Source organism: Janthinobacterium sp. UMAB-56, assembly GCF_900095265.1.
Lineage (GTDB): Bacteria > Pseudomonadota > Gammaproteobacteria > Burkholderiales > Burkholderiaceae_D > Janthinobacterium.
Map to the genome: position 1 here is coordinate 463,607 of NZ_LT607653.1, position 13,289 is coordinate 476,895.

The 13,289-nt window shown below is 64.3% G+C and carries 11 protein-coding genes; 10 read left to right on the forward strand and 1 reads right to left on the reverse strand.

All coding sequences use genetic code 11. From position 1 onward, the window contains the following. Window positions 1–150: 150 nt before the first annotated feature. Window positions 151–1,518, reverse strand: a complete 1,368-nt coding sequence (gene ffh, locus K0F85_RS08035; RefSeq protein ID WP_034780269.1) for a signal recognition particle protein — start codon at window positions 1,516–1,518, stop codon at window positions 151–153. A gap of 483 nt (window positions 1,519–2,001) precedes the next feature. Here ffh and K0F85_RS08040 point away from each other — a divergent pair, with 483 nt between their 5' ends. The 10 genes from K0F85_RS08040 to K0F85_RS08085 form a co-directional block, all read left to right on the forward strand. Further along, complete coding sequence (locus K0F85_RS08040) at window positions 2,002–4,200, forward strand: TonB-dependent siderophore receptor (protein WP_219115510.1); 2,199 nt, start codon at window positions 2,002–2,004, stop codon at window positions 4,198–4,200. Window positions 4,201–4,296: 96 nt separating this feature from the next. Then, entirely contained in the window at window positions 4,297–4,578 is a 282-nt protein-coding gene (locus K0F85_RS08045) for a hypothetical protein (protein ID WP_219115511.1), read from the forward strand. Further along, window positions 4,575–6,278, forward strand: coding sequence for a PepSY domain-containing protein (locus K0F85_RS08050; protein ID WP_219115512.1), 1,704 nt, complete (start codon window positions 4,575–4,577; stop codon window positions 6,276–6,278). The genes K0F85_RS08045 and K0F85_RS08050 overlap by 4 nt, the downstream gene beginning before the upstream one ends. Next, window positions 6,275–6,616: a DUF3325 domain-containing protein gene (locus K0F85_RS08055; protein ID WP_219115513.1), complete on the forward strand. Its 342-nt coding sequence runs from the start codon at window positions 6,275–6,277 to the stop codon at window positions 6,614–6,616. The genes K0F85_RS08050 and K0F85_RS08055 overlap by 4 nt, the downstream gene beginning before the upstream one ends. Window positions 6,617–6,707: 91 nt before the next feature. Next, window positions 6,708–7,895 carry an efflux RND transporter periplasmic adaptor subunit gene (locus K0F85_RS08060; RefSeq protein ID WP_219115514.1) on the forward strand — a complete coding sequence of 396 codons (1,188 nt, stop codon included), beginning with the start codon at window positions 6,708–6,710 and terminating at the stop codon, window positions 7,893–7,895. A 5-nt stretch (window positions 7,896–7,900) separates the two neighbouring features. Further along, the gene (locus tag K0F85_RS08065; protein WP_219115515.1) at window positions 7,901–9,895 is read left to right on the forward strand and encodes a MacB family efflux pump subunit; all 1,995 of its coding nucleotides are present in this window, start codon (window positions 7,901–7,903) and stop codon (window positions 9,893–9,895) included. Between the two features lie 145 nt (window positions 9,896–10,040). Further along, window positions 10,041–11,024 carry an ABC transporter substrate-binding protein gene (locus K0F85_RS08070; protein WP_374198652.1) on the forward strand — a complete coding sequence of 328 codons (984 nt, stop codon included), beginning with the start codon at window positions 10,041–10,043 and terminating at the stop codon, window positions 11,022–11,024. A 232-nt stretch (window positions 11,025–11,256) separates the two neighbouring features. Continuing rightward, the gene (locus tag K0F85_RS08075; protein WP_219115516.1) at window positions 11,257–12,060 is read left to right on the forward strand and encodes an inner membrane protein YpjD; all 804 of its coding nucleotides are present in this window, start codon (window positions 11,257–11,259) and stop codon (window positions 12,058–12,060) included. Then, window positions 12,057–12,317: a PP0621 family protein gene (locus K0F85_RS08080; protein ID WP_219115517.1), complete on the forward strand. Its 261-nt coding sequence runs from the start codon at window positions 12,057–12,059 to the stop codon at window positions 12,315–12,317. Before K0F85_RS08075 ends, K0F85_RS08080 begins: the two co-directional genes overlap by 4 nt. A 113-nt stretch (window positions 12,318–12,430) precedes the next feature. Then, a partial coding sequence (locus tag K0F85_RS08085; RefSeq protein WP_219115518.1) for a sigma 54-interacting transcriptional regulator occupies window positions 12,431–13,289 on the forward strand: 859 nt, incomplete at its 3' end.

Consider the following 13,289-nt stretch of genomic DNA (forward strand, 5'->3'; position numbering starts at 1 on the left):
ACGGCGTTTTTGCCCGAAAAGGGCATGCTTGCTGGCTATGCGGGGAGGGGTACTGCGGGGGGAGGGAGGAACGATGCCGGATACATGAAAATGCAATCCGGCATTGTCTGGAACAGTGTTTTTTTGGGTGTCAAGCGATGATCAGACGCCTTACCTCATGCCGGGCATCATGCCCTTCATGGAACGCATCATCTTCATCATGCCGCCGCCCGACAACTTCTTCATCATCGTCTGCATTTGCTCGAATTGCGTCAGCATGCGGTTCACTTCCTGCACCTGCACGCCGGCGCCGGCGGCGATGCGGCGCTTGCGCGTGGCCTTGATCAGTTCAGGCTTGGCGCGTTCCTGCGGCGTCATCGAGTCGATGATGCCGCACATGCGGCGCACCTGTTTATCGGCTTGATCCATGTTCTTGCCGCCTGCCGCCTGCTGGAACTGCGCCGGCAGCTTGTCCATCAGGTTGGCCATGCCGCCCATTTTCTTCATCTGGCCAAGCTGCGCCTTGAAGTCGTTCATGTCGAACTTGCCGCCTACCTTGATCTTTTGCGCCAGGTCGGCCGCCGCCTTGCTGTCGACGCCCTTGCGCGCCTCTTCCACCAGCGCGAGGATGTCGCCCATGCCCAGGATGCGGTTGGCCATGCGGGTCGGATCGAACGCTTCCAGGCCGTCGAGTTTTTCCGAGACACCGGCAAACTTGATCGGCTTGCCCGTGATATGGCGTACCGACAGGGCCGCACCGCCGCGCGCATCGCCATCGAGCTTGGTCAGCACGATACCGGTCAGTGGCAGCGCATCGTTGAAGGCTTTCGCCGTGTTGATGGCGTCCTGGCCCAGCATGGCGTCGACGACAAACAGGGTTTCGATCGGTTTCACGGCGCCGTGGACGGCGGCGATTTCGCGCATCATCTCTTCGTCGATACCGAGACGGCCGGCCGTATCGATGATCAGCACGTCGTGGTAATGCTTTTTCGCCCAGTCCAGCGCGGCCAGGGCGATATCGACCGGCTTGTCGGTGCTGGACGACGGGAAGAAGTCGGCGCCCACCTGGGCGGTGACCGATTGCAGCTGGGCGATCGCGGCGGGACGGTAGACGTCGGCCGAGACGGTCAGCACTTTCTTTTTCTTTTCTTCCTTCAGGTATTTCGCCAGCTTGCCGACGGTGGTGGTCTTACCCACACCCTGCAAACCGGCCATCAGGATGATGGCGGGCGGCTGCTGCGCAAAGCTGATCTGTGACGCTTCCGGTCCCAGGTCGGCGCCCATCAGGGCGGCCAGCTCGCGCTGCACCACGCCAACCAGGGCCTGGCCTGGCGTGAGCGAGGAAATGACATCCTCGCCCATGGCTTTTTCTTTGACTTTGGCGATGAATTCGCGCACGGCGGGCAGGGCGACGTCGGCTTCGAGCAGCGCCAGGCGCACTTCGCGCAGCATGTCGGCGGTGTTCGCTTCGGTCAGGCGCGCCTCGCCGCGCATGGTCTTGACGACTTTGGCAAGCCGTTGGGTGAGATTATCTAGCATGATGAACCTGCAATGAAAAGCTTGGGAGTGGGCGGCGCAAGCCGGACGATGGGCGCCATTTTACCTTATCGCGGGTCGCCGGCGTTCTCCTGCTGCAGCGCCTGGCGGTTGGCCGGCTTTTGAATTAGTTGGTATTTCTGGCAAGGTCGCGATTGCACGAAAGGCATTGCACGGTTAGAATGAGAATAATTCTTATTTACATTCTCGGGCGCTGCACGCCTGAGCCGAAAGGGATGCCATGTCGGCCGCCGATTTTGCCCAGCAACAAGACCTGCGATCCAGCGCACCTTGAACATGTTGCCCAACTCGCCACCGGTGCCGCTGCGCAGCCGCACGCGCTATTGGGTCAGCGTCGAACCGGCGCCATAGCACGCTGCGCAAAAATATTTCGCCATCCGGCTGCCCGTTTTTCGTTTTCACGGCACCTACAGAGTAGGGCGCCTGTTTTTCACCGTCTCATGACGCCATTTTTCAGGATTTTTCATGCAACAGGTTTCGCATCTTGTCAATTTCGTATCGTATCGTCCCCAGCGGCATCCGCTGGCGCAGGCCGTGGCTGCCGTGTGCCTGGCCGCCAGCTTGCCGGCCCTGGCGCAGCAGGCGCCAGCCGTTCCCGCGTCCGAGCAGACCATGGCCGCAGTGTCCGTCACGGCAGGACGCGATGCGGTGACGGAAGGCAGCGGCTCTTACACGACGGGCGTGAGCAATACGGCAACCAAGCTGAATCTGTCGCTGCGCGAGACGCCGCAGTCGGTCAGCGTGCTGACGCGCCAGCAGATCGATGATATGGGCATCACGACCCTGGACGACGCCGTGCAGTCGATCACGGGGCTGGTCATGCAAAAGGGCAATTTTACGGGTGATTCGGGCAGTTTCAGCGCACGTGGCTTTCCGGTCGATAACATCCTGTTCGATGGCTTGCCCACCAGCCTGGGCGCGAATGGCACCTTCAATGGCGACAATGACGACCTGGCCATCTATGACCGCATCGAGGTGGTGCGCGGCGCCACGGGCTTGATGACGGGCAGCGGCACGCCCAGCGCGGCCATCAACCTGGTGCGCAAGCGCCCGACGGCCACGCCGCAAGCCTCGTTTTCGGCAAGCGTCGGCAGCTGGAGCAACTACCGCCTGGAAGCCGATGCGGCCAACGCGCTCAACGAAGCGAAGACCCTGCGTGGGCGCATCGTCGTGACATTGCAGGACAAGAAGGATTTTGTCGACGTGCTGCATGGCCGCAATCACCAGCTGTACGGCATCATCGAGGCGGAGCTGCGCCCTGATACGACGTTGAGCGTGGGCGCCCATTACCGCAAGACCGATAACGATGGCGTCACGACGGGCGTGGTCACGACCGCCGATGGCAGCTTCCTGAATTTGCCCCGCTCCACCTACCTGGGCACCGACTTCGATGGCTGGCGCCAGACGGATAAAACAATCTTCGCGGAACTGGAACACCGCTTCGGCAATGGCTGGAAGGCCAAGCTGGCGGCCACGCGCAAGACGCCCGAGATCGATACCACGTTTTCCGGCATCAACCGCCGTGGCGACACCTTGCGCTTCAATTCGCAAAGCTACCGCGCCGAACTGGCGAACACCAGTTACGACGCGTATGCCAGCGGCAGCTACAGCCTGTTCGGCCGCGAGCACGAGCTGACGGTCGGCGCCAGCCACCGCCGTTCGTCGAAAAACAGCTATGGCGGCTGGGCGCCGTACAGCTGGGGCGCGGCCGCGCCGGTGATCGACCCATACCACTGGGACTCTGGCAGCGTGGCGCGTCCCGTCATCAATTACGCGCAGTGGGGCACGGCCAGCATCACCGAGCAAAGCGGCGTGTATGCGGGCACGCGCATGCGCCTGGCCGACCCGCTGTCGCTGGTGCTGGGCGGGCGCGTGAGCTGGTACAAGGACGATGCCGGCTACTCGGTGGCGCGCGAATTCACGCCCTACGCCGGTGTCGTGTATGACCTCGACAAGCAGCATTCCGTGTACGCCAGCTGGACCGAGATCTTCCAGCCGCAAGCGTCCACCGACGCCAACGGACAGCCTCTGAAGCCGATCAGCGGCACCAACTATGAAGCGGGCGTGAAGGGCGAATACTTTGGCGGCGCCCTCAATGCCAGCGCTGCCGTGTTTCAGATCCGCCAGCAAAACCGCGGCGTGGACGACCTGGCCGGCCCGAATCCCTGCCCCGGCAGCACCTGGGGCTATTGCCAGCGCGCGTCGGGCGAAGTGCGCAGCGAAGGCGTGGAGCTGGACGTGGCGGGCGCGCTGACGCCAGACTGGCAGCTGTCGGCCGGTTTTACCTATGTGAAGGCGCAATTTACGCGCGACAGCGATGCTGCCAATATCGGCAAGGATTTCAATAGCCGCTATCCGCGTCAGCAGCTCAAGCTGGCCACCAGCTACCGCCTGTCCGGCGCGGCGCAAGGCTGGCGCGTCGGTGCCTCGGTGTACGGACAGGGCGCGACGGAATCAACGGACGGCAGCTACAAGCTGCGCCAGGGCCGCTACGCGATCCTCGGTTTGAACGCGGCGTGGCAGATCGACAGCCGCGCCGAGCTGCGCCTGAACGTGAACAATGCGCTCGACAAGCACTATTACCAGAGCATTTACTCGAGTGTCTTTGGCAATCTGGTGGGCGCGCCGCGCAACCTGATGTTGACGCTCAATTACAAACTTTAACTCACCTACTCGAATGAAGGATGCATGGCTTATGGATGTGCAGTTGAATCTGGCCCGCGACGGCGTGCGCCGGCGTATGGCACAGGGAGCGCCGCGATGATGAAGTCGGCCAACATGATGTTGTTCTCGCGCGTGCTCGCCGCCATCTTTGGCGGCTATGCCCTCACGTCCGGCGTGGCCGTGCTGCTGGCCGCCGTGCTGCCGCTGTCGCGCGCCGAAGCCGTGCTGACGGCCACCCTGAGCGCCTTCCTCGTCTACACTTGCGCCGTGATCTGGGTCTTTGCCGTGCAAGACCTGCGCCGCGCCTGGCTCGGCATGCTGCTGCCGGCCATCGTTTGCGGCGGCATCGGCCTGCTGCTGTCGCGAGGCGCCGCATGAACGCCGTCAAGGTTGATAAAGTGCTCAAGACGCCGCAGCAGGGCGGTTTGCGCCAGGCCATGGCCTGGCTGCATACCTGGAGCGGCCTGTGGATTTCCTGGCTGCTGTTCGCCATTTTCCTGACCGGCACCCTGGCCGTCTTCGACGACCCGATCGGCCACTGGATGACGCCCGAACACGCCCTGGAAGAGGCGGCGCATGCGAACGATCCGCCGCTGCCCAAGGTCACGGACCGCGCACACCGTCTGGAACTGGCGCTCGACTTCATGGCAAAGGAACACCCGAAGGCGGACATGTGGGAAATCTGGCCCGTGCAGCGTCCCGGCCACGGCCTGTCCGCCTACTGGTTCCAGCCCAGCGGCGGCTATGGCTCGGCGGACCTCGATCCGTTGACGGGCGCCATCGTCAAACATGCGCGCGAGGCGAGCGAACGGGAAACCATCGGCGGCCACCATTTCGTCGATTTCCACTACGAGCTGCACGCGGGACGCATCGGCGTGTGGATCGTCGCCATCACCACCATGATCATGCTGGTGGCGCTGGTGAGCGGCGTCATCACGCACAAGCGCATCTTCAAGGATTTCTTTACCTTCCGCCCAGCCAAGGGCCAGCGTTCCTGGCTTGACGCGCACAACGCGGTGGCGGTGCTGACATTGCCGTTCCAGTTCATGATCGCCTACACGGGCCTGGCATTTTTCAGCGATGACTATGTGCCGGCCCCCGTGGTGGCGCAATACGGCATGGACAATGCCAAGAGGGCCTTCCTGGCCGACTGGAACGATGCGGGCAAGCCCGAAAAGACAGGCCAGCCGCTGGCCATTCCCGCGCTGGAATCGTTCGCGCTGCGTGCCGAGCAAGCCATCGGCCAGGAAATCCGCGCCGTGGTGCTGGACAATCCGAATGACGCCTCCATGCGCGTGTGCATGTATGGCTGGAACGAGGACGCGGATTTGCTGGAACGGATCAGCGCCAATACGGGCAGGGCCTGTTATGCGCTGGCCACGGGCGAGCAGGTCGCCGTGCGCCGGCCCGGCGAGTCGGATACGGGCGGCGCGGGCCTGACGCGCTCCGTCATGTCGAACCTGCACATGGTCGGTTTCGGCGGCACGCCCATGCGCTGGCTGTATTTCTTCTGCGGCCTGGCCGGCACGGCCATGATGGGCACGGGCGCCATCCTGTTTATGGTCAAGCGCCGCCAGAAGTCCGGCGCCGAGTTCGGCGCCTACACGCAGCGCGTGTACCGCCTCATCGCATGCCTGAACGTGGCGGCGATTGCCGGCCTGGCCATCGCCTGCGTGGGCTTTTTGTGGGCCAACCGTTTGATCCCCGTCGGCCTCGAGCACCGCGCCGGCTGGGAAGTGCGCGCCTTCTTCGGCGTGTGGTTCCTGATGCTGGTGCACGCCTGCCTGCGCGCGGAAAAGCGCGCGTGGATCGAGCAATTGGGCTTGCTGGCCGCCCTGTGCCTGCTCTTGCCGCTACTCAATTTCCTGAGCACGGGCGACAAGCTGACGGCGCAAATCGCGCGCGGCGACTGGGAAAGCGCCGGCGTGGAACTGGGCAGCATGGCCTTTGGCCTGCTGGCCGCCTGGGGTGCGTGGAAAGTCCGCAAGCGCAAGGAAAAACCGCTCAGGAAGGCTGGGGCCAGGGAAAGCGCTGCGCCCACGGCCAGCCTGCACGTCAATACGGAAGGACAGTCATGATCAATACCATCCTGTGCGCGCTGGGCCTGTCGTATGCGGGCATGGCCAGCCTTTCGCTGGCGATGGACCGCCATCATGGCCAGGTCTGGGGCAGGGACGCGGCACCGAATGTGCGGCGCGTGCTGCAACTGGCGGGCGCCATGCTGCTGGCGCTGGCCATCTGGCCCTGCGTGGCCGGCTGGAGCGTCAGCGTCGGCGTCGTCGCCTGGCTGGGATTCATCGGGGCAGGCGCGCTGCTGGTGGCCCTGCTGCTGCCGTATGCGCCCCGATTGCTGTTGCGTAGTTCCCTGCTGGCAGCCGTCGCCGCGCTGGCAGGTCTTGTGACCTTACTGCGGTGATGTTCACCGCTATTTTTAAGGATAGACCGATGTATTTTTCACGTTTGGCGACACCGTTTTACTTTAGCTGCAAGCGCAAGGCGGCTTCCTGATGGCGGCCCGCCTGCCTACCCGCCGCGCCCGCATCCTGGGCGGCGCAGTCTTGCTGGCGCTATTGGGCGCCGGTGTCCTGTGGGCCACGCGCGGCCCGACTACCGTATTCGACACGGCGCCCGTCAAGCGCGGCAATATCGAAGCGAGCGTCACGGCTATCGGCACCCTGCAGCCGCAAACCTATGTCGACGTGGGCGCGCAGGTGTCGGGCCAGATCACGCGCCTGCACGTGCAGCCTGGCAGTGCCGTGGAAAAAGGCCAGTTGCTGGCCGAGATCGATCCCAGCGTGCAGCAAGCCACGGTCGATGCGGGCCGCGCCGCGCTGGCGGGCTTGCGCGCGCAGCTGGCCGACCAGCAGGCGCAGCACCGCCTGGCGGGCCAGCAGCATGTGCGCCAGAAGCAGATGGCCAAGTTCGACTCGACGCCTTTGGCCGACCTGGAGACGGCCGAAGCCACCCTGGCCTCGGCCAGCGCCAAGATAGACCACCTGAAGGCGCAGATCGCCCAGACCCAGGCCAGCCTGAAGGCGGACGAGGCGCGCCTCGGCTATACGCGCATCTACGCGCCCATGGCCGGCAAGGTCGTGGGCCTGGACGCGAAAGAAGGGCAAACCCTGAACGCCACGTACCAGACGCCGAACATCCTGCGCATCGCCGATCTGTCGGCCATGACGGTATGGACGGAAGTGTCGGAAGCGGACGTGCGCCGCGTGCGTCCGGACATGCCCGTGTACTTCACCACCCTGGGCGGCGACCAGCGGCGCTGGAGCGGCAAGGTGCGCCAAGTGCTGCCTGCCCCGCCGGTGCCAGGTGGTTCCGCCGCCGGCACGGCCCTCGCGCCATCGACCAGCAAGGTGATCTTGTATACCGTGCTGTTCGACGTGGATAATGCCGATGGCGAACTGATGCCGCAGATGACGGCGCAAGTGGTGTTTGTCACGGCTGCGGCAAACAATGTGCTGGCCGTGCCCTTGCCGGCCCTGAAACCATCGACTGAAGAGGGCGCCAGGCCGGGGCAGTACACGGCCCGAGTGATGGATGCGGACGGCAAGGTCGATACGCGCGCCGTCACCGTGGGCGTGCGCAACCGCCTCAGCGCGGAAGTGCTGCAAGGCTTGCGCGAAGGGGAATTGCTGGTGACAGGCGAGCAGCCGGCCAGCAGCGGCGCCAGCAGGTTCCAGCTGTGAGCGCGATGAGCGAGGCTGCGTCGCTGGGGCAAGCCGGAGAACCTGTCCAGCCGGCGCCACTGATTGAACTTGTCGGCATACGCAAGCGCTACGGCGGTCATGACGGCGCACCGGCAGTGGAAGTGCTGCGCGGCCTGACCCTGTCCATTGGTGCCGGCGAATTCGTCGCCATCGTCGGCGCGTCCGGTTCCGGCAAATCGACCCTGATGCATCTGCTGGGCTGCCTTGACCGCCCTAGCGCCGGCAGTTACCGTTTCGCCGGCCAGGACGTGGCCAGCCTGAATCCCGATGAACTGGCGTGGCTGCGGCGCGAGGCATTCGGCTTCGTCTTTCAGGGCTACCACCTGATCGCCACCGAATCGGCGCGCGAAAACGTGGAAGTACCGGCCCTGTACGCGGGCATGCCGGCTGCGGCTCGCCATGCGCGCTCGGAAGCGCTGCTCAAACGCCTGGGCCTCGGTGAGCGCCTCGACCACCGGCCGAATCAATTGTCGGGCGGGCAGCAGCAGCGGGTGTCGATCGCGCGGGCCCTGATGAATGGCGGGCGCATCATCCTCGCCGATGAACCGACGGGGGCGTTAGATAGCAGCAGCGGCGCCGAAGTCATGGCCTTGCTGGGCGAACTGGCCGACGCGGGCCACACCATCATCCTGATCACGCATGACCGCAAGGTGGCGGCCCAGGCGCGCCGCGTGATCGAGATCAGCGATGGCGAAATCATCGCAGACTCGGGCGCCATCGCCATTCCTTCCACGTCGACAGCCCTGCCGCCGCTGGACATGTCGCGCGCCGCCCACGATACAGGTGCTTCGCTGGGCACGGAATTGCTCGACGCGGCGCGCGCGGCCTGGCGCGTGTTGTGGATCAACCGCTTCCGCACGGGCTTGACCTTGCTGGGCATCGTCATCGGCGTGGCCTCCGTGATCGTCATGCTGGCCATCGGCCTGGGCACGCGCCAGCAGGTGATGGCCCAATTAGGCGCATTCGGCTCGAACCTGCTGTACATGGCGTCGCGCGGCGAAAGCTCGCGCATCCCCGGGCGCAGCATCACCCTGGCCGACCTCGATGCGCTCAAGGACGTACCGGGCATTTCCCACGTGCTGCCGAATGTCACCGGCAACAAGGTAATACGCCACGCTAACCTCGATGTGCAGACGTATGTGCGCGGCACGGGGCCGGCCCTGCCGCAGATCCAGACCTGGCCGGTGGCCAAGGGCGGCTTCTTTACCGAGGAAGATGAACGCGAAATGGCCACCGTGGCCGTGCTGGGCGCGCACCTGGCCGAAAAGCTGATGCCCGACGTGCCCAACCCCGTGGGGCAGAGCATCCTGATCGGCAACGTGCCGTTCCAGGTGATCGGCGTGATGAGCGCGAAGGGCGCGCTGACGGGCGAGAAGGATGAAGACGACGTGCTGCTGCTGCCGTTTTCCACGGCCGGCATCCGCGTCTTTGGCCAGCGCGAGCCGACGTACACGGTCATGGCGGTGAGCGATGTCAAGCGCGTGACCGAGGTGGAGGCGGCGGTCGACGCCACCATGTTCGAGCGCCACCGCATCCGCGACTATGGCATCAGCAACGCGGCCGCGTCGATCGCCGCCGAAGCCAGGACGCAGGACAACATGACCATGATGCTCAGCCTGATCGCCGCCGTGTCGCTGGTGGTGGGCGGCATCGGCGTCATGAACGTGATGCTGATGACGGTGCGCGAGCGCACGCGCGAAATCGGCATCCGCATGGCGACGGGCGCTCGGCGGCGCGACATCTTGCGCCAGTTCCTCACCGAAGCCGTGCTGGTGTCGGTGGTGGGCGGCGTAGCCGGCATCGTGGTCGGCGTGACGGTGGCCGGCTTGCTGCTGGTATGGGAGGTGCCGGTGATCTTTTCGCTGAGCGCCGTCGGCGGCGCCTTTGCCTGCGCCGTGGTGACGGGGCTGGTGTTTGGCTTCATGCCGGCGCGCACGGCGTCGGGACTCGACCCGGTGGTGGCGCTGGCGGGACAATAGCTGTTGTAACAGCGCCGGCAGCGTGGCTGCCGGCAAAAAAATATTGGCCTCGCTCTAACACGCGGTACTATCTTCTCATAATAAGAAGCAGTGTTTCGCGTTTTATGCCCTTGCGGGCACATACCAACCACCACAGGAGAACCCGATGCAAAAAAAATCAACCGTGACGACCGGTATTGCCGCCGCCCTCATGCTGGCGTTCAGCGTGGGTTCGGCCCAGGCGCAGGAAGTCGTGCGTTTGGGGAATTTGAAATTCGCCCATTACGGCGCCGTGTCGTACATCAAGGAAATTGCACCCAAGTGCGGCATCAAGGTCGAGGAGCATATCTTCGCCAAGGGCCTCGATGTGATGCAGGCGATAATCGCGGGCGAGCTCGACGTGGGGGCGACGGCGTCCGAAGCGGCCATTTCCGGCCGCGCCGGCGGTGCTCCCATCTATGTGGTGGCCGGCTTTGCCAAGGGCGGCGCGCGCCTGGTGGCTGGAGCGGGGCAAAAGATTGCCAGCGTGAAGGATTTGAAGGGCAAGCGCGTGGGCGTGACGCGCGGCGGCATTCAGGAAGTGCTGCTGCTGGCCGAGCTGTCGCAGGCTGGTTTGACGTATGCCGACACCAAGGGCAAGGATGTGCAACTGGTGTTCCTGGCTTACGCCGACTTGAACCAGGCACTGATGGGCAAGAATATCGACGCCATGATGCAATCCGAGCCGCAATCGTCGCAGGCGATCAACAAGGGTTTCGGCACCGAGGTCATCAAGCCCTACGACACGCCCATCGGCGAGCCCGTGCGGACCATGGTGATGACGGAAAAGTTCTATAAGGAACGCCGTCCCGTGGCGGAAAAATTCATGCGCTGCTTCGTCGAAGCCACCAAGACCTTTATCGACAACAAGGCGACGGCGGAAAAGTATGTGCGTGAAGTGGTGTTCCGCGGCCAGATCACGAAGGAGGACTTCGACGACGCGATCAGCAATTCGCCGTATTCGTATGACATCTCGCCCGAGCATATCCAGGTAACCACCGATGTGATGGTGAAAACGGGCGTGGGCCGCATGAGCAAGCCGCCCGTGGCCAAGGACTGGGTCAAGACGGACTTGCTGGAGCAGGCGAAAAAGAGCCTGAATGTGAAGTAAACCGGAGCTTGGCACTGCCCGATGGCCCGCTTAAGCGGGCCATCATTTTTTTGCGGCATACTAATAGATAGGCAGGCGGTGCGAAAGATTGCCGAAATCTTGAGGCTGCGCCACCCCGTCATGCCGCAGGCGCGATATCATGGCAGGCTTGCGGCATTGGATGGCGGCGTCGTGCCTGTCCCCCGGGCTGCCGCTTGAATCGCACTTGCCAGCTATGGTGTAAACTTAAACTATGCAGATCTATTTCTTTTTCATCGCCGCCCTGTTGTACGCGGCGTGCGCGGTGCTTCCCTCGTCCCGCGCCCGGCTCATTGCCGGCCTGACCGGCGTCGCCTGGCTGGCGCACGCCGCCACCCTGTGGTTCGACCTGATGGCGCCGGGCACCTTGCGCTTCGGTTTTTCCGCCATGCTGTCGGCCGCACTGTGGGTCTCGGTGGGCGCCTACTGGATCGAGAACCGTAATTTCAGCCTGGACGGATTGCGCCGCATGGTCATGCCCAGCGCTGTCATCGCCCTCTGCCTGGCCTGGGCCTTTCCTGGCATCCAGGTCAGCATGGAAGGCAAGTCGGCCGTCTTCGGCTGGCATATTGCCGTGGCCGTGCTCGCCTACAGCACCCTGACGATTGCCGCCTTTCACGCCGTACTGATGGCGCTGCAGGAATCGCGTTTGCATACGCGCAGCGAAAGCCGTGGCTTCATCGGTAGCGCGCTGGACCAGCTGCCAGCCCTGCTGACGATGGAAAAACTGCTGTTTCGCATGATCGGCCTGGGTTTCATCCTGCTGAGCCTGACCGTGCTGTCAGGTATCGTGTTTTCCGAGCAATTATTTGGCAAGGCGCTTACCTGGGATCACAAATCCGTGTTTACCATGCTGTCGTGGCTGCTGTTTGCCTCGCTGCTGGCAGGGCGCCGCTTTCGCGGCTGGCGCGGCAAGACGGCCCTGAGTTTTACCCTGGCCGGTTTCGCTACCTTGCTGCTGGCCTATGTTGGCAGCCGTTTTGTACTGGAAGTGGTTTTACACCGAGGATACGCATGACACGTGTTTTATTCTGGCTGGCACTGGTGTTCCTGGTGCTGTTTGCAATCCGCAGCAAGCTCCGTGGCATGCAGCAACGGGCCCGCGCGCAACAGCAGCAGCGGCCGAACCCGTATGCGCCGCCGGCGCGGCCGCAGGAATTGCCAGATGCCGAGCTGATGCTTTGCTGCGCCCACTGCGGCGTGTACTACCCTGCCTCGGAAAACGTGCAGGCCAAGGGACACGATTACTGCAGCCACGCGCACGCCACGCTGTAAGGGCAGGCCGGCGCCGCGTTGCTCATCCGTATCGTAAGGCCCTCCGGCATCCGTCCGGCGTAGCATCTGCAGCAGGCGGTTCGTCACCGCCATTGCAGAAAGGCGCGTCCCCCATGCCCCGTCCCAGCCCGCATACCGTGACCGCTAGCGGCATGCCGCAAGCGTCGCAACTGAGCGGCAACTCGCTGCCCATGCAAGCGCTGCGCGCGCAGATCGGCCGTATCGCCCGCTGTGGCGCGCCGGTGGCCATCCGTGGCGAATCAGGCACGGGCAAGGAACTGGCGGCGCGCGCCATCCATGCGCAGGGCGCGCGCGCCGGCTTCCCGTTTATCGCCGTCAACTGCGGCGCCATTCCCGAAGCGCTGATGGAGGCCGAATTCTTCGGCTGCCGTCCCGGCGCCTATACGGGTGCGTTGCACGAGCGCCAGGGCTTGTTCCAGGCGGCCCACGGTGGCAGTTTGCTGCTCGACGAAGTCGATGATCTGCCGCTGGCCATGCAGGTGAAACTGTTGCGCGTGCTGCAGGAGCGCCGTGTGCGCAAGCTGGGCGGCAGTACTGACGAGGCCGTCGACGTGCGTATCCTGTGCGCCAGCCAGCATGGCCTGGCACACGGCGTGGCCGCAGGCACGTTGCGCCAGGACCTGTTTTACCGGCTCAATGTGATCGAACTGGCACTGCCGCCGCTGCGCGAGCGGCGCGGCGATCTGCAGGTATTATGTGAGGTGATCCTCGCGCGCCTGTCGCCGGGCCGGGCCGTAAGCCTGGCGCCGCCGGTTCTGGCGGCCCTGGCCGCGTATGCGTTTCCCGGCAATGTACGCGAACTGGAAAATGTGCTGGAGCGGGCGTTGGCCTTTGCCGAAGGTGGCGTGATCGCGCTCGACGGGCTGGCCTTGCCGGCTGCGGCGGGCAGCCTGCCCTTGCCGGCGGCGCCGGCCGTGCCGGGGCAGCAACTATGTCTGCCTGGCATGACGC

Excerpts from the sequence above, each read along its gene's own strand:
- K0F85_RS08055 (WP_219115513.1), top strand. The coding sequence starts at position 6,275 with ATGATCAATACCATCCTGTGCGCGCTGGGCCTGTCGTATGCGGGCATG.
- ffh (WP_034780269.1), bottom strand. The coding sequence starts at position 1,518 with ATGCTAGATAATCTCACCCAACGGCTTGCCAAAGTCGTCAAGACCATG.
- K0F85_RS08075 (WP_219115516.1), top strand. The coding sequence starts at position 11,257 with ATGCAGATCTATTTCTTTTTCATCGCCGCCCTGTTGTACGCGGCGTGC.
- K0F85_RS08040 (WP_219115510.1), top strand. The coding sequence starts at position 2,002 with ATGCAACAGGTTTCGCATCTTGTCAATTTCGTATCGTATCGTCCCCAG.
- K0F85_RS08065 (WP_219115515.1), top strand. The coding sequence starts at position 7,901 with ATGAGCGAGGCTGCGTCGCTGGGGCAAGCCGGAGAACCTGTCCAGCCG.
- K0F85_RS08045 (WP_219115511.1), top strand. The coding sequence starts at position 4,297 with ATGATGAAGTCGGCCAACATGATGTTGTTCTCGCGCGTGCTCGCCGCC.
- K0F85_RS08070 (WP_374198652.1), top strand. The coding sequence starts at position 10,041 with ATGCAAAAAAAATCAACCGTGACGACCGGTATTGCCGCCGCCCTCATG.
- K0F85_RS08060 (WP_219115514.1), top strand. The coding sequence starts at position 6,708 with ATGGCGGCCCGCCTGCCTACCCGCCGCGCCCGCATCCTGGGCGGCGCA.
- K0F85_RS08050 (WP_219115512.1), top strand. The coding sequence starts at position 4,575 with ATGAACGCCGTCAAGGTTGATAAAGTGCTCAAGACGCCGCAGCAGGGC.
- K0F85_RS08080 (WP_219115517.1), top strand. The coding sequence starts at position 12,057 with ATGACACGTGTTTTATTCTGGCTGGCACTGGTGTTCCTGGTGCTGTTT.